The organism is Pseudomonas aestiva (assembly GCF_039908605.1).
GTDB lineage: Bacteria > Pseudomonadota > Gammaproteobacteria > Pseudomonadales > Pseudomonadaceae > Chryseomonas > Chryseomonas aestiva.
This window is the reverse complement of sequence record NZ_CP150916.1, coordinates 4545921-4571726: the sequence shown is the minus strand read 5'-3', so window position 1 is coordinate 4571726 and position 25806 is coordinate 4545921. Positions and strand designations below refer to the sequence as shown.

Below are 25806 nucleotides of genomic sequence, written 5' to 3'. Positions count from 1 at the left end.
CTAGGCGGATGCGCCTTCCATGGTCCTGTTCGAGGCCTTTCGGCCAACCCGTGTCGATATCCTTGATCGACCGTCGGTTGCGCCACGGTCAGTGACGACACCCCCCCGCAGGCCGAGGCTTTGCCGTCGCCGACCGTTTTGTCCCGTACAAGGCTTTCAGACCCCATGAATCGCGAGTCGCCCCTCGATCAGAAGCACTTCAGCCAGATCCTCAAGCGCAATCTTTCCCTGCCGCTGAGCATCGGTGTCTTCAGCGCGATCTTCTTCATCGCCATCATCTATTACCTGCTGAAGGTCACCCAGTGGGTCGAGCACACCGACCGTGTCATCAGCGAGGCCAACGCCAACTTCCGCCTGGTGGTCGATCTGGAAACCGGGATGCGCGGCTATCTGCTGAGCGGCAACACCGCGTTCCTGCAGCCCTATGAGCGCGCCCTGCCCAATGTCGAGCCGCAACTGGATGAGTTGAAGAACCTGGTCAGCGACAGCGCCGTGCAGATCCGCCGACTGGAGCGGATCGAAGCGGTACACCGAGAGTGGCGCCAATACGCCAGCCAGGTGATCGAGGCGCGCCGCACCGGGGGGGATTTCCAGACCCCCCTGAGCGATGGCCAGGGCAAGAATCGTATCGACAGCATCCGCCGCGACTACACCGACTTCATCGCCTACGAAGAGCAGATGCGCGCCGAGCGTACCGCGACGGCCAGCCGCATGACGGTGGTGTTCGTGGCGGCCTTCCTCGTCGTCAGCCTGCTGCTGTCGGGCATCATGGCCTTCTTTGGTCGCCGCGAACTCATGCGGCTTTCCGCGACCTACACCCGGCTGCTCGATCAACAGGCCGAGCACACCGATAATCTTGAGCGACAGAGCTGGTTCCGCTCCGGCCAGAATCAGCTGTCGGAAGCGGTCATCGGTCAGGCGACGCTGGCGCCGCTGGGGCAAAGCATCCTGCAATTCCTGGCGCGCTATCTCGGTGCCGCGGCCGGTGCCCTCTATGTACGGCTCGACGACGGCAGCCTGGAGCGCGTCGCCGACTACGCCCTCGACGACGAGGGTCGTCGCCGTCGCCAGCGCCTGGCGCCGGGCGAAGGTCTTGCCGGGCAGGCCGTGCTGGACGGTCGCCTAATGGCGCTAGACCAGTTGCCCCTCGACTACCTCAAGGTCAATTCGGCGCTGGGCGAGCGCCAGGCCAGCGCGGCGCTCATCGTGCCCATCGAGAACGATGGCCGGGTGAATGGTGTGGTCGAACTGGGCTTCCTGCGCGCCCTGCGTCCGCAGGACGAAGAATTGCTGACCCTGATCGCCGATTCCATCGGCTCTTCGGTGGAGGCCGCGCGCTATCGCCAGCGGCTGCAGCAGGTGCTGGCGGAAACCCAGCAACTCAACGAAGAACTCCAGGTACAGCAGGAAGAACTGCGCACCGCCAACGAAGAGCTGGAAGAACAGTCCCAGGCGCTCAAGGAATCCCAGGTTCATCTGGAGCAGCAGCAGGCCGAACTTGAGCAGACCAACGAGCAACTCTCCGAGCAGGCCCAGGAACTGCTGCAGCAGCGCGACGTGCTGGACGACCGCAACAATCGCCTCAACGAAGCCCAGCAACTGCTGGAAGACCGGGCGCGCGAGCTGGAACGGGCCAGCCAGTACAAGTCCGAATTCCTGGCGAACATGTCCCACGAATTGCGTACGCCGCTGAACAGCTCGCTGATCCTGTCCAAGCTGCTGGCGGACAACCCGGTGGGCAACCTGAGTGCCGAGCAGGTGCGCTACGCCGAATCCATCTATTCGGCGGGCAACGACCTGCTCACCCTGATCAACGACATCCTCGACATCTCTAAGGTCGAGGCCGGCATGCTGGAGATCCGCCCGGAGCAGATGTCCGTGCGCCGCCTGGTGGAAGCCCTGAAGACCGCCTTCGAGCCGGTGGCCCAGAACAAGGGTGTCGCCTTCGTGGTGGAGCTGGACGAGCGGATGCCGCCGACCTTCTTCAGCGATCGCCAGCGGGTCGAGCAGATCCTCAAGAACCTGCTGTCCAACGCCTTTAAGTTCACCGAGCACGGCCAGGTGACCCTGCGCCTGTCGCTGGAAGACGGCCAGCCCAGCTTCGCCGTGAGCGATACCGGCATCGGCATCGCCGCCGAGCAGCAGGAGCTGATCTTCGAGGCCTTCCGCCAGGCGGACGGCGCCATTACCCGTCGCTACGGCGGCACCGGCTTGGGGCTGTCGATTTCCCGCGACCTGGCGCTGCTGCTGGGTGGCGCCCTGGGCGTCACCAGCCAGCCGGGCGAGGGCAGTACCTTCACCCTGCACCTGCCACTGGAGTATCAGGAAGCCGCCGCGCCCGGTCTGCCGGTGACGCCGGTCGTGACGCCGGTCATGGCCCCGGCGCAGGCCACCACGCCGGTTGCAGCACCTGCGCCTTTCGCCACCCTGGCCGCTACCCCGCGTCCGCCCGCAGCGCCGCCGGTCACCGAGGCAGCGGCGCCGGTGGAGTCGGCCTTTGCCGACGACCGGGACAGCTGGCCCTATCCGGATCGTCGAGTGCTGGTGATCGAGGACGAGGTGCCCTTCGCGCAGATCCTCTTCGATCTGGCCCACGAGCTGAAGTACAGCTGCCTGATCGCCCACCGCGCCGAGGAAGGCTTCGCCGCGGCGCTGGAGTACCGCCCCGACGCCATCCTGCTGGACATGGGACTGCCGGACCATTCCGGTCTCACGGTGCTGGAGCGCCTCAAGGAAAATCCCCTGACCCGGCACATCCCGGTGCACGTGGTCTCGGCCTCGGATCGCATCGAGACCGCCATGCACATGGGTGCGGTCGGCTACGCGATCAAGCCCACCACCCGCGACGACCTGCGTGAGGCCTTCACCCGGCTGGAAGCCAAGTTCGCCGCCGGCATCAAGCGGGTGCTGCTGGTGGAAGACGATGCCCTGCAGCGCGACAGCATCGCCAAGCTGATCGGCGACGTGGATGTGGAGATCACCGCCGTGGAGATGGGCAGCCAGGCCCTGGAACTGCTGCGCGACGAGGTCTACGACTGCATGGTCATCGACCTCAAGCTGCCCGACATGGAAGGTGGCGAACTGCTGCAGCGCATGGCCAGCGAAGACATCTGCTCCTTCCCGCCGGTGATCGTCTACACCGGTCGCAGCCTGACCCGCGACGAAGAAGCGGCGCTGCTCAAGTATTCGCGTTCCATCATCATCAAGGGCGCGCGTTCGCCGGAGCGACTGCTCGACGAGGTGACCCTGTTCCTGCACAAGATCGAGGCCGACATGCCGCTCGATCGCCAGCGCATGCTGGAAAGCGCCCGCAGCCGCGAAAAGGCCTTCGACGGCCGCACCCTGCTGCTGGTAGATGACGACGTGCGCAACATCTTCGCCCTTACCAGTGCCCTGGAGCAGAAGGGCGCCAAGGTGGAGATCGCCCGCAACGGCCTGGAAGCGCTGGAGAAGCTCGACAACAGCGACACCATCGACCTGGTGCTGATGGACATCATGATGCCGATGATGGACGGCTACGAAGCCATGCGCGAGATCCGCAAGCGGCCGCACATGAAGAAGCTGCCGATCATCGCCATCACCGCCAAGGCCATGAAGGATGACCAGGAGCGCTGCCTCGCCGCCGGTGCCAGCGACTACCTGGCCAAACCCATCGACCTGGACCGGCTGTTCTCGCTGATCCGTGTCTGGATGCCGTCGCTGGAGCGGCTGTAGGTCATGAGCGAACGGCTGCAGGACATCGAGCTGAGGTTGCTGCTGGAAGGCATCTTCCTGAGATACAGCCACGACTTCCGCAATTACTCTAAGGCCTCGCTCAAGCGGCGGGTGCTGCAGGCGCTGACGCGCTTCGACTGCCCGAGCATCTCTATGCTGCAGGAGCGGGTCCTGCGTGATCCGGCGCTGTTCGCCGAGCTGCTGCAATTCATCACCATCCCGGTGAGCGAGATGTTTCGCGATCCGGGCTACTTCCTCGCCCTGCGCCAGCAGGTGGTGCCGGTCTTGCGTACCTATCCCTCGCTCAAGGTATGGATCGCCGGCTGCAGCACCGGCGAGGAAGTCTTCTCCATGGCCATCCTGTTCCAGGAGGAAGGGCTGCTCGACCGTACGCTCTTCTATGCCACCGACATCAATCCGCGCTCCATGGAAAAGGCTCGCCAGGGCATCTTTCCGCTGGAGCGGATGCGCGCCTACACCGCCAGCTACCAGAAGGCCGGCGGCACCCGAGCGTTTTCCGACTATTACACCGCGGCCTACGACGGCGCCCTGTTCGACAAGTCGCTGATCGCCAACGTGACCTTCGCCGACCACAGCCTGGCCACCGACAGCGTCTTTTCCGAGACGCAGCTGGTGTCCTGCCGCAACGTGCTCATCTACTTCAACAAGAATCTGCAGAATCGGGCGCTCGGCCTGTTTCACGAGTCCCTGAGCCACCGCGGCTTTCTCGGCCTGGGCAGCAAGGAGTCGCTGGACTTCTCCGCCTACGCCAGCCACTTCGAGCCGGTGGTGAAGCAGGAACGGCTGTTCCGCAGGCTCTAGCATGTTCCCGCCCCTGAAGCCGTTGCGCCTCATTGTCATCGGAGCCTCTGCCGGCGGGCTGCAGGTGCTGCTGCGCCTGCTTTCGACCCTGCCGGCCAGTTTTCGCCTGCCGCTGGCGGTGGTGCTGCACCTGCCGGACGATCGCAATTCGCGCCTGGCCGAGCTGTTTCAGCAGCGACTGGCCTTGCGGGTACGCGAAGCCGAGGACAAGGACGCTATACTGCCGGGCAGCCTGTATTTCGCGCCGCCGGGCTATCACCTGCTGGTGGAGGACGACTTCACCCTGTCGCTGTCACGCGACGAGCCGGTGCAGTTTTCCCGGCCGTCCATCGATGTCTTGTTCGAAAGCGCGGCCGATGCCCTGGGCGAGCAGGTCTGCGGCATCCTGCTCACCGGCGCCAACCAAGACGGCGCCAGCGGCCTGTACGCCCTGGCTCAGAATGGAGCGGTCACCGTCGTCCAGTCGCCGCAGTCGGCCGAGGTGCCGACCATGCCCGAGGCGGCGCTAAAGAGATTCCACCCGGATTTCGTGCTGGATGTGCCGGGCATCCATCTATTGCTCATCGAGCTGGAACGCGACCATGGCTGAAGTACCCGTCGAGCAGGCGAAGCTCCTGCTCGTAGACGACCTGCCGGAAAATCTCCTGGCACTGGAAGCCCTGCTGCGCAGCGAGGCGCTGGAGATCTTCCAGGCCAGCTCTGCGGAGGCCGCGCTGGAGCTCCTGCTGATGCACGAATTCGCCCTGGCGATCCTCGATGTGCAGATGCCGGGCATGAACGGCTTCGAACTGGCGGAGATGATGCGCGGCCTGGAAAAGACCCGGCACATCCCCATCGTCTTCGTCAGCGCCGCCGGCCGCGACCTCAACTACGCCTTCAAGGGCTACGAGAGCGGTGCGGTGGACTTCCTGCACAAGCCCCTCGATGTCCATGCGGTCAAGAGCAAGACCCGGGTCTTCGTCGATCTCTACTGGCACCGCAAACGCTTGGCCGAGCAATTGGTGGCCCTGGAGCAGAGTCGCCAGGAGCAGGAGATCCTGCTCGCCGAATTGCGCCAGACCCAAGTCGAGCTGCAGCAGGCGGTCCGTACCCGTGACGACTTCATGTCCATGGTCTCCCACGAGCTCAAGACGCCGCTCAACACCCTGATGCTCGAAGCCCAGCTGCGCCGCATGTACCTGGACAAGGGCAAGCTGGAGGCCTTCACCCCCGACAAGCTGGCCGGCATGGCCGAGCGCGACGAGCGGCAGATCCAGCGCCTGGTGCACCTGATCGACGACATGCTCGACATCTCGCGGATCCGCACCGGCAAGCTGTCCATCCGCCCCTCGCAGTGCGACCTCGCCGCCCTGGTCAACACCGTGGTCGACAGCTTCGCCTCGCAATTCGCCGCCGCCGGTTGCCCGGTGGAGCTGCACGCGGAAGGCCCGGCGCCCGGTTACTGGGATGAATTCCGCATCGAGCAGGTGATCACCAACCTGCTGACCAACGCCATGAGATACGGCGCCGGGCGTCCGGTGGAGATTTCCCTGCGCAGCGATGGTGCCGACGTGGAGTTGAGCGTCAAGGACCATGGCATCGGCATCCCGGTGGAGCACCAGGCGCTGATCTTCCGCCAGTTCGAGCGCGCCAGCGGCACCGAGAACATCGCCGGCCTGGGCCTGGGCCTCTATATCGCCGACCAGATCGTCAAGGCGCACCATGGCAGCCTGCACGTGGAAAGCATCGCCGGGCAGGGCGCGACCTTCCGCCTGCGGCTGCCCTGCCTGCCGACCTAGGCAGCATTGACAGGACCCCAGGCGCCCGCGAGAATCGCGAAAAGAGGTGGGATGTCGTACCTCTTGCCAGATAACTCCATAAGAAGGCGCCCGCTCATGTCCGAAGTCTCCTCGTCACCTTTTCATCGTCTGCTGCTGACCGGCGCTGCCGGCGGCCTGGGCAAGGAGCTGCGCCAGCGGCTCAAGCCCCATGCCGAGATCCTGCGGCTGTCCGACATCGCGCCGATGGATGCGGCCCAGGGACCAGCGGAAGAGGTGGTGACCTGCGACCTGGCGGACAAGGCTGGCGTCCATGACCTGGTGGAAGGCGTCGATGCCATCCTGCATTTTGGCGGCATCTCCACCGAGCACGCCTTCGAACCCATCCTCGAAGCCAATATCCGCGGCACCTTCAACCTCTATGAGGCCGCACGGCGTCATGGGGTGAAGCGCGTCGTCTTCGCCAGCTCCAACCATGTCATCGGCTTCTATCGCCAGGACCAGCGCATCGACGCCAGCGTGCCCCAGCGTCCGGACAGCTACTACGGCCTGTCCAAGGCCTTCGGCGAAGACCTGGCGACCTTCTATTTCGATCGCTATGGCATCGAGACGGTGAGCATCCGCATCGGCTCCTCCTTCCCCGAGGCGCAGAATCGCCGCATGCTCGCCACCTGGCTGAGCTACGAAGACCTGACCGATCTCATCCTGCGCAGCCTGACCACCCCCGACGTCGGCCACACCATCGTCTATGGCGCCTCCGACAATCGCGACAGCTGGTGGGACAACCGCCTGGCCGCGCACCTGGGCTTCCAGCCCAAGGACAACTCCGAGCAATTCCGCGCCAAGGTCGAGGCCCAGCCCATGCCGGCGGCGGACGATCCGTCGATGGTCTACCAGGGTGGTGCCTTCGTCGCCACCGGTCCCTTCGACGACTGAGGAGGGCCGCCATGACTGCCGAATTGCTCGTCGATGCCCGCAACGCCACAGGGGAGTGCCCGGTCTGGCACGTTGCCGAACAGGCGCTCTACTGGGTCGATATCCCGGCCAAACGGCTGCATCGCTGGACCCCGACAGATGTGCTGGACAGCTGGAGCGCGCCGGAAATGCTCGCCTGCATCGCCGCCCGTGCAGGCGGCGGCTGGCTCGCCGGCCTGGAAAGCGGCCTCTTCGCCCTGCAGGCCAAGGCGTCCGGCCAACTCAGCGGCGAGCGCCTGATCGCTCTCGACCATGCCCAGCCGGCGATGCGATGCAACGACGGTCGCTGCGATCGCCAGGGCCGCTTCCTGGTGGGCACCATGGTGCAGGACATGGCGCAGGGCGCCCCGGCTGGGCGCCTCTACAGCCATACGGCCGGCGACGGCGCCCGGCTGCTGCTGGACGACCTCATCGTGCCCAACGGCCTGGCCCTGAGCCCCGATGGTCGCACCCTCTATCTGTCCGACTCCCATCCCAGCCGCCAGCTGATCTGGGCGTTCGACTACGATCCCGACTCGGGCACACCCAGCAATCGGCGACTGTTCGTCGACATGAACGCCCATCCCGGCCGGCCCGACGGCGCCGCGGTGGATGTCGACGGCTGCTACTGGATCTGCGGCAACGATGCCGGCCTGATACATCGCTTCACGCCCGACGGCCGCCTCGATCGCTCCCTGGCCGTGCCCGTCAAGAAGCCGGCCATGTGCGCCTTTGGCGGACGCAACCTGGACACCCTGTTCGTGACCTCCATCCGTCCGGGTGGCGATCTGAGCGATCAGCCGCTGGCGGGTGGTCTGTTCGCCCTGGACCCCGGCGTGCAGGGGTTGCCGGAGCCTGCCTTCGCCGGCTGAAGCGGTCCCGGTTTAAGACACGGCAGGACTTTCGGACTGCGGCGTCCTGAGCGGTGCATGGCAACCTTGGGAAATCGGTTGTCATGCTTTTGTCATGAACATCGGCAGGGCTCACGCCCAGGCGGCTTATAATCAGATCTTATCCGCCGTAAACCGCCGCCATGACCTCTTCAACCGCAAGCCGCCCCACTGCCCGTTACTACGGCCTGGAATGGCTGAGATTCCTCATGGCGCTGTACATGGTCGTCTACCACCTGGGCGGGCTCTACAGCGATCTGCCGGATGCCTTCCGCCGCCTGGCCGGCATGGGCTTCTTCGCCACCAGCACCTTCTTCCTGCTCTCCGGTTTCCTGCTGGCCCACGTCAGCCTGGATCGCCAGGGCGCGCTCAAGGGCAGCTCCCGTGGCTTCGTCCTGCGGCGGCTGTGCAACCTCTATCCCATCCACCTGCTGACCCTGCTGGTCGCGCTAGGGCTGTCCTACTGGCTGTCCCAGGATTCCTGGCTGGAACACGGGGTGCCGGTCTACTACAACCAGCACCCCTATCTGCAGCTGGAGGAGGGCAGCACGCTGGACGAGATGCTGCCGCTGTCCTGGCTGGCCGCCACTACCCACGTGCTCCTGCAACTGCTCCTGCTGCAATCCTGGGAACCGCGCTTTCTCTGGCTCAACGGCGCCGCCTGGTCGATCTCGGCGCTGCTGTTCTTCTACCTGCTGTTCCCGCTGCTCGGCCCGCGACTGATGCGCCTGCGTCGCTGGGCCCTGGCTGCCGCCGTGCTCTGGGGGCTCTATCTGCTCGGCCCGCTGGTGGCCACCTGGGCCCAGGCCTTCGATACCGTCACCGTGGGCGTCATCCACCGCAATCCGCTGATCCGCCTGCCGGAATTCCTGCTCGGCATCCTCCTCTATCGCGCCGTGCAGGAGCCCTGGGTAGCCGAGACGACCCAGCGCCTGCGCGTGCCGCTGCTGCTGTTCGGCCTGACCGGCCTTTGGCTGGGCGCCCTGCTGCTGGAGGGTGATGGCCGCCGCTGGTTCTACCTGGTCCACAATGGCCTGCTGACGCCCTTCCAGGCTGCGGTGCTGCTGGCCTGCGCCACCTTCGGCGAACCCGGCCGCGCCGGCGTGCGCCGCCTGGCCCAGCGCCTCGGCGAGGCCTCGCTGTGCATCTTCGCCGTCCACACCCCACTGATCGGCGTGCTCGAACCCTGGACCCGCACCCTGCTGGGCTGGATGCACCTGGCCGGCGACAGCCTCGAAGACCTGGCCGAAGACGTCGGCGAGGTGCTGGCGCTGCCTATCCCCATTCCCGGCTGGATGCTGCCGCTGCACCTGGTGCTCATCGTCCTGCTCGGCCTGGCCATGCAGCGCTGGGTGGCCGGTCCGCTGCGCCGCTGGCTGCAGGCGCGGCTGCCCTAGTCTTAAGAAGGCCTTAAGCCGACTGGGCTAGCCTCGCCGCAGGAATCCGCAGCGGAGCTGAGTCTTGTCCAGCGAATACGAAGTCCACGGCCCCCACGACCACGAGGTGGAACACGCCGCCCGCGGCGCCCATCGCCGCGACAGCCTCACCGGCCGCATCGCCGTCACCACCGCCATCCTGGCGACGCTAGGCGCCCTCTGCGCCTACCAGGGCGGCAACGCCGAGAGCCTGGCGCTCTACTACAAGAACGAAGAAGCCATCGCCAAGACAGAAGCCGCCAACCAGTGGGGCTACTACCAGGCCAAGGGCGAAAAGCAGAACCTCGCCGACTTGGGCGCTGCCCTCGCGACCAACCCCGACACCGCCCAACGCTTCACCCAGGACAGCCAGCGCTACGCTCAGCAAAAGGCCGAGATCCGTACCAAGGCCGAAGCACTGGAGGAAAAGGTCATGGCCAACGAAGCCCTGAGCGAAACCCAGCTCCACCGCCATCACCGCTGGGCCCAGGCCACCATGCTGATGCAGGTCGCCATCTCCCTGGCCGCCATCACCCTGCTGACGCGACGGCGCTGGTTGCAGGCCGCGGTGTATGGGGTGGCAGGGGGAGGGGTCGCGGTTGGGATACTGGCGCTTTTGCACGTCTGAGTGCCCAAAGCGTGAAGAGCGATTTGCAGACACAAAAAAGCCGCGCAACGCGCGGCTCCTGAAAGCTGGTGGGCCCACACGGACTCGAACCGTGGACCAAAGGATTATGAGTCCTCTGCTCTAACCAACTGAGCTATAGGCCCTATAGCGCGGTGGAGTATACCGGGGGTGGCGGGGATCGCCAAACCCTTGTCGGGCATAAAAAAACCGGAGCCTGGGCTCCGGTTTTCTGGTGCAGCGGCTACGTCTTACTCGTCGAGGAAGGAGCGCAGGTGTTCGCTGCGGGACGGGTGGCGCAGCTTGCGCAGGGCCTTGGCTTCGATCTGGCGGATACGCTCGCGGGTGACGTCGAACTGCTTGCCCACTTCCTCGAGGGTGTGGTCGGTGTTCATGTCGATGCCGAAACGCATGCGCAGGACCTTGGCTTCACGGGCGGTGAGGCCGGAGAGCACGTCGCGCGTGGCTTCCTTGAGGCTTTCGCTGGTGGCCACTTCGATCGGGGACTGCATGGAGCTGTCCTCGATGAAATCGCCCAGGTGCGAATCCTCGTCGTCGCCGATGGGCGTCTCCATGGAGATCGGCTCCTTGGCGATCTTGAGTACCTTGCGGATCTTGTCCTCGGGCATCTCCATGCGCTCGCCCAGCTCTTCCGGGGTCGGCTCGCGACCCATCTCCTGCAGCATCTGGCGGGAGATCCGGTTCAGCTTGTTGATCGTCTCGATCATGTGCACCGGAATCCGGATGGTGCGCGCCTGGTCGGCGATGGAGCGGGTGATGGCCTGGCGAATCCACCAGGTGGCATAGGTGGAGAACTTGTAGCCACGGCGGTATTCGAACTTGTCCACCGCCTTCATCAGGCCGATGTTGCCTTCCTGGATCAGATCGAGGAATTGCAGACCACGGTTGGTGTACTTCTTGGCGATGGAGATCACCAGGCGCAGGTTCGCCTCGACCATTTCCTTCTTGGCGCGGCGGGCCTTGGCCTCGCCGATGGACATGGCGCGGTTGATGTCCTTGATCTGCGAGACTTTCAGCTCGTAGTCACGCTCCAGCTCGGCCAGCTGGGCCTGCTTGGCCTTGATGTCGGCCTGGAAGCGCTCGAGACCTTCGGCGTACTTAGGCTTGCCCTTGAGCAGGCCGGCGGTCCATTCGGTGTTGGTCTCGTTGCCAGGGAAGTGGCGCAGGAAATCGGCACGCGGCATGCGCGCATCGCGCACGGCGAGCTGCATGATGGCGCGCTCGAGGCCACGCACCCGCTCCAGGGATTCGCGCACGCGGATCACCAGGGCTTCGTACTGCTTGGGCACCAGCTTGATCGGCGAGAACAGCAGGGCCAGGGCGACGAATTCTTCCACAGCGTGGTCGTTGTCGCGGCCGTGCTTCTTCAGCACCTTCTTGGTCTTTTCCAGCTGCTCGGCGACTGCGCCGAAACGCAGGCGAGCCTCTTCCGGATCCGGACCGCCGTCGCCTTCTTCCTCGTCGGCGTCGTCGCTCTCTTCCTCGTCGTCCTTCTCGTCGTCCACGGCCTTGGCATCGGTAGCCTTGTTCGGGACGGGCAGGACCTCGCTCTCGTTCGGCAGGCTGCCGTCGTCGGGATCGATGTAGCCGGCGAGGACGTCGGACAGGCGACCGCCTTCGGTGGTCACGCGGGTGTATTCGCTGAGGATGTAGTCGACGGTACCCGGGAACTGGGCGATGGCGCCCATGACTTCGCGGATGCCTTCCTCGATGCGCTTGGCGATCTCGATCTCGCCTTCGCGAGTCAGCAGCTCCACGGTACCCATTTCACGCATGTACATGCGCACCGGGTCGGTGGTACGGCCGACATCGCTTTCCACTGCGGCCAGGGCGGCGGCGGCTTCTTCGGCGGCGGCTTCGTCGGTATCGGTTTCCGCCAGCAGCAGGGCATCAGCGTCCGGCGCGGTCTCGAATACGTTGATCCCCATGTCATTGATCATGCGGATGATGTCTTCCACCTGTTCCGGATCTGAAATATCCTCCGGTAGGTGGTCATTGACCTCCGCGTAAGTCAGGTAACCCTGCTCACGACCGCGGGCGATCAATTCTTTCAGACGGGATTGCTGTTGCGCTTTTCCGGACATAGGTACCCTTCCACTGAAGGCTTAGGCGGGCAAAAATAGCTGAACATTATAGCCGGTTAGACGGTGGTCGTGCCAGTTAGGTCACGGACCCCGCCGGACGGCTGAGGAGTTCGCGTAGGCGGTCCTTGTCTTCGGAGCTCAGTTCGCTCTGTCGCGCCTTGCGTAGGAGTTGCTCCAGCGAGCGATCACGCTGGCTGGCGGCTAACCTCGTTATGGTGTCGAAAAACTGTTGTTCAAGGTTGTCGCCGGCAATCAGCCACTCTTTTTCCGCCAGGGCGCGCAGCAGTCGCCCCTGTTCGGTGCCGTGCCAGCGGGCGATGAGCGCCAGAGTGCTCTGTCCCGGCTTCTTCTGCAGCGCCTCGACCAGGGCGACCAGCAGCTGGGCGTACTGATCGCTTTCCTCCGCCAGGTTGCGGGCGTCCTGTACCGCCTGGGCCAGATTCGGGTGGTGCAGCAGGCTACGCAGCGCGGCCAGCACCGGGGTCTCCACCTTGACCGGTGGCTGGCGGGGTGCCCGTTCGCCGCCGCCCTTGCCGTTGAAATCCTTTTTCCAGCCCTTGCCATCGCGCCCGCCCTTGCCCTCGCGGCGTGGCGTCCACTGCTGCTGCGCCGGCGCTTCCTCGGCATAGGCGTAGGCGTAGTCGCCATAGTCCATGGGTGGCGCATCCTGCGCCGGTGCGGACGGTGCCAGCTGGCTCAGGGCGTCGTTGCCGAGACCGGTGAGTTCGCTCAGGCGCTGGCGCATCAGCAGGCGCAGGTTGTTGCCGGGAATCTTCTCGATCAGCGGCGCCGCCAGGGTGGCCAGGTGCGCCTTGCCCTCCAGGGTGGCCGGGTCCGCTTCGATCATCAGTTGCTGGAAGAAATACTCGGCCAGCGGCTGGGCCTGCTGGACGAAGCGCGCCTGGAAGGCATCCGCCCCCTCGGCGCGCACCAGGGTGTCGGGGTCCTCGCCTTCGGGCAGGAACAGGAAGCGCACCCGGAAGCCGTCCTTGAGCACCGGCAGGGCCGATTCCAGGGCGCGCCAGGCGGCGCTGCGGCCGGCCTGGTCGCCGTCGAAGCAGAACAGGATGCTCGGCACGATGCGGAACAGCCGCTTGATGTGCTCTTCGCTGGTGGCGGTGCCCAGGGTGGCCACGGCATTGCGGATGCCCTGCTGGGCCAGGGCGATGACGTCCATGTAGCCTTCCACGACGAGGATCTCGTCCAGGTCGCGGTTGTGCTTGCGTGCCTCGAACAGGCCGTAGAGTTCCTGGCCCTTGTGGAAGACCGGGGTTTCCGGCGAGTTGAGGTACTTGGGCTTGTCGTCGCCCAGTACCCGGCCACCAAAGGCGATCACCCGGCCCCGGCTGTCGCGGATCGGGAAGATCACCCGGTCGCGAAAGCGATCGTAGCGCTTGCCGCTCTCGGCGTTCTCCACCAGCAGGCCGGCATCGAGCATGGCCTTCTGCTGCAGGTCGTCGCCACCCAGGTGCTTGCCCAGGTTGTCCCAGCCCGGCGGGGCGAAGCCCAGGCCGAAGTCCCGGGCGATCTCGCCGGTGAGGCCGCGCTTCTTCAGGTAGTCCACCGCCGCCTGGCGCTTGGGATGGTTGCGCAGCGCCAGGCGATAGAATTCGGCGGCCGCGGCCAGCAGCGGATAGAGCGGCGAGTCGGTGGGTTGCCGCGGTTTGCGCCGCCCGCCGCTCTCTTCGCGCGGCACGTCCACGCCGGCCTTCTTGGCCAGTTCCTCGACCGCCTCGGGAAATTCGAGGTTGTCGTGGTCCATGATGAAGCCCAGGGCGTTGCCGCCGGCGCCGCAGCCGAAGCAGTAGTAGAACTGCTTGTCGGGGCTGACGCTGAAGGAGGGTGTCTTCTCGTTATGGAAGGGGCAACAGGCCATCCAGTTCTTGCCGGCCTTCTTGAGCTTCACCCGTGCGCCCACCACTTCGACGATGTCGGTGCGGTTGAGCAGGTCGTCAATGAAGCCTTGCGGGATGAGTCCGGCCATGGTCAGCGTCTGGATAGAGGAGCGAAGAGCGGAGGGTGAGGCAGGCCAGATGGCCAGGAGGAGAGTCTAGCGCCAGCGGGCGCCTGGGCGAAGCGGGAAGGCCAGAAACAGACAACCCGACCAGAGGTCGGGTTGTTTGATGACGCCAGAGAAGCGCGGTAACTCAGTACAGACGCTCGCGACGGCGCTGCTCGCGCTGTACTTTCTTGGCGTGGCGCTTGACCGCGGCGGCAGCTTTACGCTTGCGCTCGGCGGTGGGCTTTTCGTAGAACTCGCGGCTACGAACTTCGGCCAGTACACCGGCCTTCTCGCAGGAACGCTTGAAACGACGCAGCGCTACGTCGAAGGGTTCGTTTTCTTTGACTTTGACGTTGGGCATCCAGGTCGTACCTTCAAATTTACCGAGGTTTAATCCAACGCTAGCGGCAAAAGGGCACGGGAAGCGTCGGTTTTTAAGGGTTGCGGATAGTAACGCTTCAACTGCCCCGCTGCCAACCCCCGGCGGACGAAAAGCGCTGGCCGGTGCCGGAAGCGGCGCTTATCATGCGCAGCCTGACATTCTATACCCTCGAAGGCTTATCTCCATGCGTGTTCTGGGACTGGAAACGTCCTGCGATGAAACCGGCGTCGCCCTCTACGACAGCGAGCGCGGCCTGCTGGCCGATGCGCTGTTCAGCCAGATCGATCTGCATCGCGTCTACGGTGGCGTGGTACCGGAGCTGGCCTCGCGCGATCACGTCAAGCGCATGCTGCCGCTGATCCGCGATGTGCTGGAAGAGGCGGGCAGCCGTCCCGCGGACGTGGACGCCATCGCCTATACCGCCGGCCCCGGCCTGGTCGGCGCCCTGCTGGTGGGTGCGGCCTGCGCCCAGGCGCTGGCGCTGGCCTGGGGCGTGCCTGCCCTGGGCGTCCACCATATGGAAGGTCATCTGCTGGCGCCCATGCTCGAAGAGCAGCCGCCGCAATTCCCCTTCGTCGCCCTGCTGGTGTCCGGTGGCCATACCCAGCTGGTGCGGGTCGATGGCATCGGCCGCTACAGCGTGCTGGGCGAGTCCCTGGACGATGCCGCCGGTGAGGCCTTCGACAAGACCGCCAAGCTGCTGGGCCTGAGCTATCCCGGTGGACCGGAGATCGCCCGTCTGGCCGAGCGTGGCGTCGTGGGGCGGTTCGTCTTTCCGCGGCCCATGACCGATCGGCCTGGTCTGGACTTCAGCTTCAGCGGCCTCAAGACCTTTACCCTCACCACCTGGCAGCGCTGCCGGGCGGCCGGTGACGACAGCGAGCAGACCCGCTGCGACATCGCCCTGGCCTTCCAGACGGCGGTGGTCGAGACCCTGGCGATCAAGTGCAAGCGCGCGCTGAAGCAGACCGGGCTCAAGTCGCTGGTGATCGCCGGTGGCGTCAGTGCCAACCGGGCGCTGCGGCAGAACCTGGAGCAGATGCTCGGCGAGCTGGGCGGCCAGGTCTTCTATGCACGGCCGCGCTTCTGCACCGACAACGGCGCCATGATCGCCTACGCCGGTTGCCAGCGCCTGCTGGCTGGTCAGCAGGAAGGTCCGGCCATCGCCGTCAAGGCACGCTGGCCCATGGAGCAGTTGGCGGCGCTCTGAGACGGGCGAAGGGCGTCGCCGGGTAATCCCCGGGAGACGCCAGGGTCAAAAATGACGTTCGGTGCCCTGGCGCAGGGCGCGCAGATTGTGCCGGTGGCGAATCAGGATGAGCAGGGCGAGCAGCAGCATGGGCGCCAGCAGATCCGCACGTTGCCAGGCGAACAGCGGCAGGATGCCGAGCACGGCTACCAGCGATGCCAGGGAGGCGATCCGCAGACTGGCGAACACCGCAGCCCAGAGCACCAGCCCCAGCAGGGCCGCCGGTGGATAGAGGCCGAGCAGCAGCCCGGCCGCGGTGGCGACGCCCTTGCCGCCGCGGAAATGGAAGTACAGCGGATAGAGGTGGCCGACCACGGCGGCCAGCCCGATCCAGGCATGCTGCAGGGGCGAAAGCCCCAGCTGCTGGGCGATGAGCACGGGAATCAGGCTCTTGCTCAGGTCTCCGGCGAGGGTCAGCAGCGCCAGCTTGCGCCCGGCCAGGCGCAGCATGTTGCTGGCGCCGGGATTGCCGGAGCCGTCGTGACGCGGGTCGCGGGTGCCGAACAGGCGACTGAGCAGCACGGCGAAGGACAGCGAGCCCAGCAGATAGGCCAGCAGGAGCAGCAGCCAGAACATGGTAGGGTTCCGCGCCAGGAGAAGGCTCGATTCTACCGACAGCCCGCCGCCCGACGATAGGCCGGCGGTGACGATCACACAGAGCACGGCAAAGGTGCGAGGCAAAGGCAGTGGACAAGGTTTTCATCGAGGGACTCGAGGTCGACACCGTGATAGGGGTGTATGACTGGGAGCGTGACATCCGCCAGTGCCTGCGCATCGATCTCACCATGGGCTGGGATATCCGCGCGGCGGCGGCGAACGACGAACTCGAACACACCCTGAACTATGCGGCGGTGGCCGAGCGCATCACCGTCTTCGCCCACGAGACCGCCTTCGAGTTGGTGGAGACCTTTGCCGAGCGCCTGGCCGCCCTGTTGCAGGCGGAATTCAAGCTGCCCTGGCTGCGCCTGCGCATCACCAAGCCCGGCGCGGTGCCGACCGCCCGTGGCGTGGGCGTGGAGATCGAGCGGGGGCAGGCGTGACTCGGGTCTATCTGGGGCTGGGCAGCAATATCCAGCGCGAGCAGCACCTGGGCATGGCCCTGGACGAGCTCGCGACGCTGCTGACCGCCATGCAGTGCTCGCCGGTCTTCGAAAGCGAAGCCGTGGGTATCCGCAGCGCGCCCTTCTTCAATCTGGTGGTGGCGGGCGACACGGCGCTCGACCCGGCGGCCCTGAGTCAGAGACTCAAGGCCATCGAAACCCGCAGCGGTCGCTATGCGCCGGATCGCCAGGGCCTGCCGCTGGACATCGACATCCTGCTGCATGGCGACCTGACCGGCGAGTTCGCCGGCCTGACCCTGCCGCGCGCCGAGATCCTGCGCAACGCCTTCGTGCTCTGGCCGCTGGCCCTGTTGGCCGGCGAGCGGCGGCATCCGGACAACGGTCGGCGCTTTGAAGAGCTGTGGCAGGAGATGCGTGGCCAGACCACTCAGGTGCTGCGGCCGGTGGCGTTCCGCTGGAAGGATGTCGAGTTGACACCGGCGACGCTGCTCAACGCCGATCGGGTATAGCGCGGCGGTCGTTGGGCTTCGCTGCGCTCAACCCAACCTACGGGAGCTCTTCCCCCCTCTCCCTTTGGGAGAGGGGCTGGGGTGAGGGCACGCCTCGCGAAGGCTCCCCAGTGGAAAAGGCTGCGCCGTTTTCCACGCTACGGCTCTCACACAGGCTCCGCTTCGCTCGGACAACCCCCTCTCCCTCAGGGAGAGGGTTGGGGTGAGGGTCGCTGGGGAAGAGCTGCGCTGTGCTCAGCGCCAACTTACGAAAGCTGGGCCAGGGCGTCGATGCGGGCCTGTTTGAGCGCCTCGCCCAGAGCCGCGCCCTTGAAGCCCTGGGCGACCAGGGGTTGGACCTCGACTCCACGCAACACCTCGGCTGCTTGACGCAGCAAGGCCAGCGGTGGCTCGCCTTCTTCGGTCCTGACTGCCGCCGCACAGGCGCAGGCCTGGAGGAATTCCTCGAAGCGCGCCGGGCGGCGCAGCACATCGAAACCCTGCAGCAGCTCGAACCAGGCCTCCGGCGTCAGCTGCCGGGCCCGTAGGGCCGTGGGTCTATGACGTGCCAGCAGCAATGCCAGCTCGGCGGGATCACGCGGGACCTTGAGGCGGGCGTTGATGGCCGCGTGCTGCTCTTCCGGTACGTCCAGCAACAGGCAGGCCCAGCGTACGCTCAGCGAGGCCTGGACCTCGGCGCTCTGGCGCAGGGTGGCATAGACCCGGGCGCCCGGCTCTGGCTGCTCGCCAGCGGACCCGGCAGCCACCTCCGGCAGCAGCGCAGTCAGGGCGCCACAATCGTGCAGCACCCGGATGAAGACATCGGGCCGCTCTTCGAGTAGGGCGCGCGAGATTTCCTTCCACAACCGCTCGGCGGTCAGGGCATCCAGCTCGCCGCTGGCGACCATCTCCTGCATCAGCAGCAGCGTTTCGGGCGCCACCTGGAAACCCAGGCTGCAATAGCGGGCGGCGAAACGGGCAACGCGTAGCACCCGCAATGGATCTTCGGCGAAGGCAGGCGAGACGTGGCGCAACAGGCGTGCCTGAAGATCCGCGCGCCCGCCATAGGGGTCGATGACCTGGCCATCGTCGTCTTCGGCCATGGCGTTGACGGTCAGGTCGCGGCGGATCAGATCCTGTTCCAGGGTGACGTCGGGTGCGGCGTGAAAGGTGAAGCCACCATAGCCGCGCCCGCTCTTGCGTTCGGTACGGGCGAGGGCGTATTCCTCGCCGGTCCGGGGATGCAGGAACACCGGGAAGTCGGCACCCACGGGACGATAACCCTGGGCAGCCAGGGCCTCGGCAGTGGCGCCCACCACGACCCAGTCGACTTCGGTCACCGGCCGGCCGAGCAGGCGATCGCGCACGGCGCCGCCCACCTTATAGATTTGCATAGAAAAAGACCTCCTTGCGGAGGTCTAGGATAGCCCGAAAGCCTGGCTCGGCTCAGATCGGCGAAGCCAGATCCAGCCGCCGGTCATGGTCGCGGCTCTCGTGGCGGGGCGGAACCTGGAAGCTGTGGGTGACATCTTCGCCCCTCATGCTTTCCAGACGAATGTCGAACCCCCAGAGTCGGTGCAAGTGCTTGAGCACCTCGTCCGTGGAATTGCCCAGCGGCTTGCGGTCATGCTGGAAATGGCGAAGGGTGAGCGAACGATCGCCACGCCGGTCCACGTTCCAGATCTGCACATTGGGCTCGCGATTGCCCAGGTTGTACTGGGCGGCGAGTTGCTCGCGGATCAGGCGATAGCCGCCGTCGTCGTGGATGGCCGCCACCTCCAGTTCGTCGCGCTGGTCGTCATCGAGGATGCTGAACAGCTTGAGGTCACGGATCACCTTGGGCGAGAGGTACTGCAGGATGAAGCTTTCGTCCTTGAAGCTCTTCATGGCGAAGGTGACCGTGGCCAGCCAGTCGCTGCCCGCGATGTCGGGGAACCAGCGGCGGTCTTCCTCCGTGGGGTCCTCGCAGATGCGCCGGATGTCGCGGAACATGGCGAAGCCCAGGGTGTAGGGGTTGATGCCGCTGTAGTAGGGACTGTCGAAGCCCGGCTGGTAGATCACCCCGGCGTGGGATTGCAGGAATTCGAACATGAAGCCTTCGGTGACCAGGCCCTCGTCGTAGAGATCGTTGAGCAGGGTGTAGTGCCAGAAGGTGGCCCAGCCTTCGTTCATCACCTGGGTCTGGCGCTGGGGATAGAAGTACTGGGCGATCTTGCGCACGATGCGGATCACTTCGCGCTGCCAGGGCTCCAGCAGCGGCGCGTGCTTTTCCACGAAATAGAGGATGTTTTCCTGGGGTTCGCTAGGGAAGCGCGCCCCTTCGTCATGCGACTCCTTGCCGGCCATCTTGGGAATGGTCCGCCAGAGGTCGTTGACCTGCCGCTGCAACTGCTCTTCGCGCTCCTTCTGCCGCTGGCGTTCTTCGGCGGCGGAGATGGGATAAGGCCGCTTGTAGCGATCCACCCCGTAGTTCATCAGCGCATGGCAGGAGTCCAGCAGTTCTTCCACGGCATCGATGCCATGGCGCTCCTCGCACTGGGTGATGTACTGCTTGGCGAACACCAGGTAGTCGATGATGGAGCTGGCGTCGGTCCAGGTGCGGAACAGGTAGTTGCCCTTGAAGAAGCTGTTGTGACCGTAGCAAGCATGGGCGATCACCAGCGCCTGCATGGTCATGGTGTTCTCTTCCATGAGGTAGGCGATGCAGGGATCGGAATTGATCACGATCTCGTAGGCCAGGCCCATCTGGCCACGGCTGTAGTGCTTCTCGGTGTGCAGGAAGTGCTTGCCATAGGACCAGTGGTTGTAGCCGATGGGCATGCCGACGGACGCATAGGCATCCATCATCTGCTCGGCGGTGATCACCTCGATCTGGTTGGGGTAGGTGTCCAGCGCATAGCGCTTGGCGATCCGGGCGATCTCCCGGTCGTAGGTCTGGATCAGCTCGAAGGTCCATTCCGAGCCGGTGGAGATGGGCTCACGTTTCATGACACGAGTCTCCGCTGGAACAGTTCGCGGAACACGGGATAGATATCCCCCGCCGAGACGATCTGCTGCTGCGAGAAGGAATCCGGGAAGGCGCCGCGGACGTTCTCGTATTCGTACCACAGCGCCTGGTGCTCGCGCGGGGTGATCTCTACATAGGTGTAGTACTGCATGAACGGCAGAATCTGCTTGGTCAGGATCTCTCGGCAGAGGGGCGAGTCGTCGTTCCAGTTGTCGCCGTCGGAGGCCTGGGCGGCATAGAGATTCCACTCGTTGACCGGATAGCGCTCGGCCATGACCTCCTGCATCAGCTTGAGGGCGCTGGAGACGATGGTGCCGCCGGTTTCCCGGGAGTAGAAGAACTCTTCCTCGTCCACTTCCTTGGCACTGGTGTGGTGCCGGATGAATACCACCTCAATGCGCTCGTAGTTACGCTTGAGAAACAGGTAGAGCAGGATGTAGAAGCGCTTGGCGATGTCCTTGGTGGCCTGGGTCATGGAGCCGGAGACGTCCATCAGGCAGAACATCACCGCCTTGGAGCTGGGACTGGGCTGCTTGGACAGCAGGTTGTACTTGAGGTCGAAGGTGTCGAGGAAGGGCACCTTGTCGATGCGCGCACGCAGCCGCTCGATCTCGGCCTCCAGTGCCTGGATGTCGCCCAGATTGTCGGGTTCCTCCACCCGCAGCCGCGCCAGCTCCGCCTTGGCTTCGCGCAGCTTGTTGCGACTGCCGCCGGAAAGGGCAATGCGTCGCGCATGGGAGGCGCGCAAGGTGCGGATGATGTTGATGCGGGCGGGGTTGCCCTCGTTGCTGATGCCGGCGCGGACCGTCTTGAAGGTATCGGTACCGGTCAGCTGCTTCTTGACCAGGTTGGGCAGCTCCAGGTCCTCGAACATGAAGTCGAGGAATTCGTCCTGGGTGATCTGGAAGGCGAATTCGTCCATACCTTCGCCGCTGTTGCTGGCCTTGCCCTGGCCCTGACCACCGCCGCCGCCCTGGGGGCGGGCGATGCGTTCGCCGCTGACGAATTCCTTGTTGCCCGGATGGACGATGGTCTGGCGGCCGCCCTTGCCCTGATAGAGGGCGGGTTCGTCGATGTCGCGGGCAGGAATGCTGATCTGCTCGCCGTGCTCCATGTCGGTGATGGAGCGCCGGCTCACGGCTTCCTCGACCGCCTTCTTGATGTGCTCACGATAACGCCGCAGAAACCGCGTGCGGTTCACCGTGCTCTTGTTCTTGCCGTTTAGACGCCGGTCGATGACATAGCTCATACAGGCCCTCCGGGCTATTGCAGGACACCACGACGACGCGGCTGGCGCGTCGTCGCGGGCTCAGCCTCAGGCTGCCTTACTGCGACTTGCGTACCCGTGAATACCACTCGGACAACAGTCGTACCTGCTTCTCGGTATACCCGCGCTCTACCATGCGGGTCACGAAGTCGCTGTGCTTCTGCTGGTCTTCCTTGCTGGCCTTGGCATTGAAGCTGATGACCGGCAGGAGCTCCTCGGTGTTGGAGAACATCTTCTTCTCGATCACCGCGCGCAGCTTCTCGTAGGAAAGCCAGCTCGGATTCTTGCCGTTATTGTTGGCACGGGCGCGCAACACGAAGTTGACGATTTCGTTGCGGAAATCCTTCGGATTGCTGATGCCGGCCGGTTTCTCGATCTTCTCCAGTTCCTCGTTGAGCGAGGCGCGGTTGAGGATCTCGCCGGTTTCCGGATCGCGGTATTCCTGATCCTGGATCCAGAAATCCGCGTAGAGCACGTAGCGGTCGAAGATGTTCTGGCCGTATTCGCTGTAGGACTCGAGGTAGGCGGTCTGGATCTCCTTGCCGATGAATTCCACGTAGCGCGGCGCCAGGTATTCCTTGATGAATCTCATGTAGCGCTCGCGGGTCTCAGCCGGGAACTGCTCGGCTTCGATCTGCTGTTCCAGCACATAGAGCAGGTGCACCGGGTTGGCCGCGATCTCGTTGGCGTCGAAGTTGAACACCCGCGAGAGGATCTTGAAGGCGAAGCGCGTGGAGAGCCCGTTCATGCCCTCGTCGACGCCGGCGCTGTCGCGGTATTCCTGGATCGACTTGGCCTTGGGGTCGGTGTCCTTGAGGTTTTCGCCATCGTAGACGCGCATCTTCGAATAGATGTTGGAATTTTCCGGTTCCTTGAGGCGCGAGAGCACCGAGAACTGGGCCAGCATCTTCAGGGTGTCCGGCGCGCAATGGGCATTGGCCAGGGAGCTGTTGACCAGCAGCTTGTCGTAGATGTGGATCTCGTCGGAGACGCGCAGGCAGTAGGGCACCTTGACGATGTAGATCCGGTCGATGAAGGCTTCGTTGTTCTTGTTGTTCCGGAAGGTGTGCCACTCGGATTCGTTGGAGTGGGCCAGGATGATGCCGCTGTAGGGCAGGGCGCCGAGGCCCTCGGTGCTGTTGTAGTTGCCTTCCTGGGTCGCGGTCAGCAGGGGATGAAGGACCTTGATCGGGGCCTTGAACATCTCCACGAATTCCATCAGACCCTGGTTGGCGCGGCACAGGGCGCCGGAGTAGCTGTAGGCATCCGCATCGTTCTGCGGGTATTCCTCCAGCTTGCGGATGTCCACCTTGCCCACCAGGGCGGAGATGTCCTGGTTGTTCTCGTCGCCCGGCTCGGTCTTGGCGATGGCGATCTGGTTGAGGATGGAGGGGTAGAGCTTGACCACCCGGAACTTGCTGATGTCGCCGCCGAATTCCTGCAGTCGCTTGGCCGCCCAGGGCGACATGATGCTACGCAGGTAGTGGCGGGGAATGCCGTAGTCCTCTTCGAGGATCTGGCCGTCTTCGTCGGGATTGAACAGCCCCAGGGGCGATTCGAACACCGGCGAACCCTTGATGGCGTAGAAGGGGACCTTCTCGATCAGGTGCTTGAGTTTTTCCGCGAGGGACGATTTGCCGCCACCCACCGGGCCGAGCAGATAGAGGATCTGCTTCTTCTCTTCCAGGCCCTGCGCCGCGTGGCGGAAGTAGGACACGATCTGCTCGATGCAGTCCTCCATGCCATGGAAGTCGGCAAAGGCGGGGTAGCGGCGGATGACCTTGTTGGAAAAGATGCGCGACAGGCGTGAATCACTGGTGGTGTCCACCAGTTCGGGTTCGCCGATGGCCATGAGCATGCGCTCGGCGGCACTGGCAAAGGCGGTACGATCCTTCTTGCAGATCTCAAGGTATTCCTGAAGGGAATACTCTTCCTGGCGAGTCGCTTCAAAACGCCCCTGGAAGTGACTGAAAATGCTCATGACGTCTCCTCGCTGGATACCCTGGACCAGCTTGGAATCGATGCCTGGAGCCTTGCCTTGCTGCCGGTGGGGAGCGGTCATGCCGGGCGACGAAAGATAACGTCCCTAATACCTTCGTTGTCGTCTTGCCTAATCGATCCGCCTGCAGAAGTAGGGTTGGGTTTCGAGAGACGCACGAAGGAGACCGATGGAAACGGTCCCCCTGGAATTCCCCCGAATCTCCAGTGGTTACACCGATGGTCCAAAGCCGGTTATCGAACCCGCCGTTTCCGAAGGGCCTGATTCCAGAATAGTCCTATCTGCGAGATGTGGAAGAGCCAATTCGGTTTATTCTTGTAACCACAGCGTCAAGCCGTTGTGTTAAACGGCCTCGCCACTTTCGGTCTGCTCGGGATAGCGGGTGCGCCAGTTTTCGAAGCCGCCGTCGACGCTGTAGACCTGGCTGAAGCCCTGGCCGGCCAGAAAGGCCGCTGCGCTCTGGCTGGAGTGGCCGTGATAGCAGAACACCAGCAGCGGCGCGTCGAGATCGGCGGCGGCGATGAAGTCGTGGATGTTCTGGTTGTCGAGGCGCTGGGCGCCGGCGACGTGCAGGGTGGCGTAGCTGTGCGGATCACGGATGTCGACGATCCGCGCGCCCTCGCTGCGCAGTTCCAGCGCCCGTTCGGGGGAGATACAGGTGAATTCGCTCATTTCTTCTCCTTGCAACTGCAGAGATGACGGCGGTTGCCGTCGACGTCGAGCAGGGTCATGTCGCCGCCCCAGACGCAGCCGCTGTCGAGCGCCTCGACATTGGGCGCCGCGCAGCGACCCTTGAGCGCGGCCCAGTGGCCGAACAGGATGCGCACGTCGCGGGTCAGCCGGTGATCGTGGCTGAACCAGGGGGCGAAACCGGCCGGCGCGCTGTCCAGGCCTTCCTTGCTCTTGAATTCCAGGCGACCTTCCGGGCTGCAGAATCTCATGCGCGTCAGGTAGTTGGTGATCAGGCGCAGGCGCTCCTGGCCCTGCAGCTCATCTTGCCAGAGCGCCGGCTCGTTGCCATACATCTGCTCGAGAAAGGGCACATGGGCCTGGTCATCGCGCAATACGGCTTCCACTTCGCCGGCCAGGCTCAGGGCCTGGGCCAGCGTCCATTGCGGCGGCAGACCGGCGTGGACCAGCACGCAGTTGCGCCCGGCGTCGTGCTGCATCAGTGGCAGGTTACGCAGCCAAAGCAGCAACTCGTCGCGGTCGGGCGCGTTGAGGATGTCACTGAGGGTGTCCTGCTTCTTCAGCCTGGCGCCGCCCAAGGCCACCGCCAGCAGGTGCAGGTCGTGATTACCCAGGACGCTGACCAGCGAATCGCGCATCCGGTACAGGTATCTCAGGGTTTCCAGGGACTGAGGTCCGCGATTGACCAGATCACCCACCAGCCAGAGGCGGTCCTGCGCGGGATCGAAGCGGACCTCGTCGAGGAGGCATTTGAGCGGGTCGAGGCAACCTTGCAGGTCGCCAACGGCGTACAGCGTCATCGGGACTCCTGGTGTGGGGTTTTAGAAGTTCGCGCAAGTTTTGGCGAGTGATTTTTTGGTCTGGGCCAGGCACTGCGACGAGTCATAGCAGGGCTATGGCGAGGAGTAGCAACGCTGCCCAGGGCGAAAAAGCGCCGCCAAAATTGTGTAGATAACTTCTGAAACACCACGCTAGTGCAGCGAGCCGGGTACGGCCAGGCGGAAGGTGGGGATAGTGGCCTCAAAGGTATGGCCATCGCTGGCGACCATCTGGTAGCTGCCCCTCATGCTGCCCACCTGGGTCGGCATCAGCGTGCCGCTGGAATAGCTGTGGGTTTCGCCCGGCGCGATCAGCGGCTGCTCGCCCACCACGCCTGGGCCGCGCACCTCCTGCGCCTCGCCATTGCCGTCGGTGATGATCCAGTGGCGGCTGAGCAGCTGCGCCGGCAGCCGGCCGTCATTGCGGATGCTCACGTCGTAGGCAAAGGCGTAGCGCTCCTGGCTGGCGCTGGATTGTTCGGGCAGGTAGCGGGTGGTGACCTGCACGGTGATGAGGTAGCGCGGATCGGGCTCGGTCACAAGAGGATTCTCGGCAGATAC

Annotated in this window: 22 protein-coding genes and 1 tRNA gene; 11 read left to right on the top strand and 12 right to left on the bottom strand. The window is 64.6% G+C overall.

Annotated features, from left to right (window positions below):
* Positions 1-165 precede the first annotated feature (165 nt).
* The 8 genes from AABM56_RS21170 to AABM56_RS21135 all read left to right on the top strand — a co-directional run bounded on the left by AABM56_RS21170 (position 166) and on the right by AABM56_RS21135 (position 10180).
* Positions 166-3714, top strand: a complete 3549-nt coding sequence (locus AABM56_RS21170; RefSeq protein WP_133861966.1) for a response regulator — start codon at positions 166-168, stop codon at positions 3712-3714.
* A 3-nt stretch (positions 3715-3717) separates the two neighbouring features.
* Positions 3718-4536, top strand: a complete 819-nt coding sequence (locus tag AABM56_RS21165; RefSeq protein WP_133861965.1) for a protein-glutamate O-methyltransferase CheR — start codon at positions 3718-3720, stop codon at positions 4534-4536.
* A 1-nt stretch (position 4537) separates the two neighbouring features.
* Positions 4538-5125, top strand: a complete 588-nt coding sequence (locus tag AABM56_RS21160; protein WP_263259354.1) for a chemotaxis protein CheB — start codon at positions 4538-4540, stop codon at positions 5123-5125.
* A complete protein-coding gene (locus AABM56_RS21155) occupies positions 5118-6314 on the top strand; it encodes a hybrid sensor histidine kinase/response regulator (RefSeq protein WP_133861963.1) in 1197 nt (398 codons plus the stop codon). Before AABM56_RS21160 ends, AABM56_RS21155 begins: the two co-directional genes overlap by 8 nt.
* A gap of 96 nt (positions 6315-6410) precedes the next feature.
* On the top strand, positions 6411-7229 hold the full coding sequence (locus tag AABM56_RS21150; protein ID WP_133861962.1) for an NAD(P)-dependent oxidoreductase: 819 nt from the start codon (positions 6411-6413) through the stop codon (positions 7227-7229).
* Between the two features lie 11 nt (positions 7230-7240).
* Complete coding sequence (locus AABM56_RS21145) at positions 7241-8119, top strand: SMP-30/gluconolactonase/LRE family protein (protein WP_133861961.1); 879 nt, start codon at positions 7241-7243, stop codon at positions 8117-8119.
* A 161-nt stretch (positions 8120-8280) separates the two neighbouring features.
* Positions 8281-9534 carry an acyltransferase gene (locus AABM56_RS21140; RefSeq protein WP_263259355.1) on the top strand — a complete coding sequence of 418 codons (1254 nt, stop codon included), beginning with the start codon at positions 8281-8283 and terminating at the stop codon, positions 9532-9534.
* 64 nt (positions 9535-9598) lie between these two features.
* On the top strand, positions 9599-10180 hold the full coding sequence (locus AABM56_RS21135) for a DUF4337 domain-containing protein (RefSeq protein ID WP_133861960.1): 582 nt from the start codon (positions 9599-9601) through the stop codon (positions 10178-10180).
* 66 nt (positions 10181-10246) lie between these two features.
* Here the strand turns inward: AABM56_RS21135 and AABM56_RS21130 are convergent.
* The 4 genes from AABM56_RS21130 to rpsU form a co-directional block, all read right to left on the bottom strand.
* A tRNA-Ile gene (locus AABM56_RS21130) sits at positions 10247-10323 on the bottom strand.
* A 105-nt stretch (positions 10324-10428) separates the two neighbouring features.
* Positions 10429-12282 carry an RNA polymerase sigma factor RpoD gene (rpoD, locus tag AABM56_RS21125; protein ID WP_187980515.1) on the bottom strand — a complete coding sequence of 618 codons (1854 nt, stop codon included), beginning with the start codon at positions 12280-12282 and terminating at the stop codon, positions 10429-10431.
* Positions 12283-12358: 76 nt separating this feature from the next.
* Positions 12359-14266 (bottom strand): DNA primase, encoded by a 1908-nt coding sequence (dnaG, locus tag AABM56_RS21120; RefSeq protein ID WP_133861958.1) that lies wholly within the window; start codon positions 14264-14266, stop codon positions 12359-12361.
* 163 nt (positions 14267-14429) lie between these two features.
* Positions 14430-14645, bottom strand: a complete 216-nt coding sequence (rpsU, locus tag AABM56_RS21115; protein ID WP_007159750.1) for a 30S ribosomal protein S21 — start codon at positions 14643-14645, stop codon at positions 14430-14432.
* 205 nt (positions 14646-14850) lie between these two features.
* On the opposite strand from rpsU, the gene tsaD reads away from it, so the two are divergent.
* Entirely contained in the window at positions 14851-15876 is a 1026-nt protein-coding gene (tsaD, locus tag AABM56_RS21110) for a tRNA (adenosine(37)-N6)-threonylcarbamoyltransferase complex transferase subunit TsaD (protein ID WP_263259356.1), read from the top strand.
* 45 nt (positions 15877-15921) lie between these two features.
* Here tsaD and plsY read toward each other — a convergent pair whose 3' ends face one another.
* Positions 15922-16491, bottom strand: coding sequence for a glycerol-3-phosphate 1-O-acyltransferase PlsY (gene plsY, locus AABM56_RS21105; RefSeq protein ID WP_263259357.1), 570 nt, complete (start codon positions 16489-16491; stop codon positions 15922-15924).
* A gap of 110 nt (positions 16492-16601) precedes the next feature.
* On the opposite strand from plsY, the gene folB reads away from it, so the two are divergent.
* Positions 16602-16955, top strand: coding sequence for a dihydroneopterin aldolase (gene folB, locus AABM56_RS21100; protein WP_133861955.1), 354 nt, complete (start codon positions 16602-16604; stop codon positions 16953-16955).
* A complete protein-coding gene (folK, locus tag AABM56_RS21095) occupies positions 16952-17485 on the top strand; it encodes a 2-amino-4-hydroxy-6-hydroxymethyldihydropteridine diphosphokinase (RefSeq protein ID WP_133861954.1) in 534 nt (177 codons plus the stop codon). Before folB ends, folK begins: the two co-directional genes overlap by 4 nt.
* Before the next feature lie 245 nt (positions 17486-17730).
* On the opposite strand, the gene AABM56_RS21090 is transcribed toward folK, so the two are convergent.
* The 7 genes from AABM56_RS21090 to apaG form a co-directional block, all read right to left on the bottom strand.
* Positions 17731-18858 (bottom strand): multifunctional CCA addition/repair protein, encoded by a 1128-nt coding sequence (locus AABM56_RS21090; RefSeq protein WP_133861953.1) that lies wholly within the window; start codon positions 18856-18858, stop codon positions 17731-17733.
* Between the two features lie 52 nt (positions 18859-18910).
* Positions 18911-20452, bottom strand: a complete 1542-nt coding sequence (locus AABM56_RS21085; RefSeq protein WP_133861952.1) for a SpoVR family protein — start codon at positions 20450-20452, stop codon at positions 18911-18913.
* Positions 20449-21720 (bottom strand): YeaH/YhbH family protein, encoded by a 1272-nt coding sequence (locus tag AABM56_RS21080; protein WP_263259358.1) that lies wholly within the window; start codon positions 21718-21720, stop codon positions 20449-20451. The genes AABM56_RS21085 and AABM56_RS21080 overlap by 4 nt, the downstream gene beginning before the upstream one ends.
* 76 nt (positions 21721-21796) lie before the next feature.
* The gene (locus AABM56_RS21075) at positions 21797-23719 is read right to left on the bottom strand and encodes a PrkA family serine protein kinase (RefSeq protein ID WP_133861950.1); all 1923 of its coding nucleotides are present in this window, start codon (positions 23717-23719) and stop codon (positions 21797-21799) included.
* A 360-nt stretch (positions 23720-24079) separates the two neighbouring features.
* A complete protein-coding gene (gene glpE, locus AABM56_RS21070; RefSeq protein WP_133861949.1) occupies positions 24080-24409 on the bottom strand; it encodes a thiosulfate sulfurtransferase GlpE in 330 nt (109 codons plus the stop codon).
* Positions 24406-25227, bottom strand: a complete 822-nt coding sequence (locus AABM56_RS21065) for a symmetrical bis(5'-nucleosyl)-tetraphosphatase (RefSeq protein ID WP_133861948.1) — start codon at positions 25225-25227, stop codon at positions 24406-24408. Before AABM56_RS21065 ends, glpE begins: the two co-directional genes overlap by 4 nt.
* 171 nt (positions 25228-25398) lie before the next feature.
* Positions 25399-25785 carry a Co2+/Mg2+ efflux protein ApaG gene (apaG, locus tag AABM56_RS21060; RefSeq protein ID WP_187980506.1) on the bottom strand — a complete coding sequence of 129 codons (387 nt, stop codon included), beginning with the start codon at positions 25783-25785 and terminating at the stop codon, positions 25399-25401.
* Positions 25786-25806 lie beyond the last annotated feature (21 nt).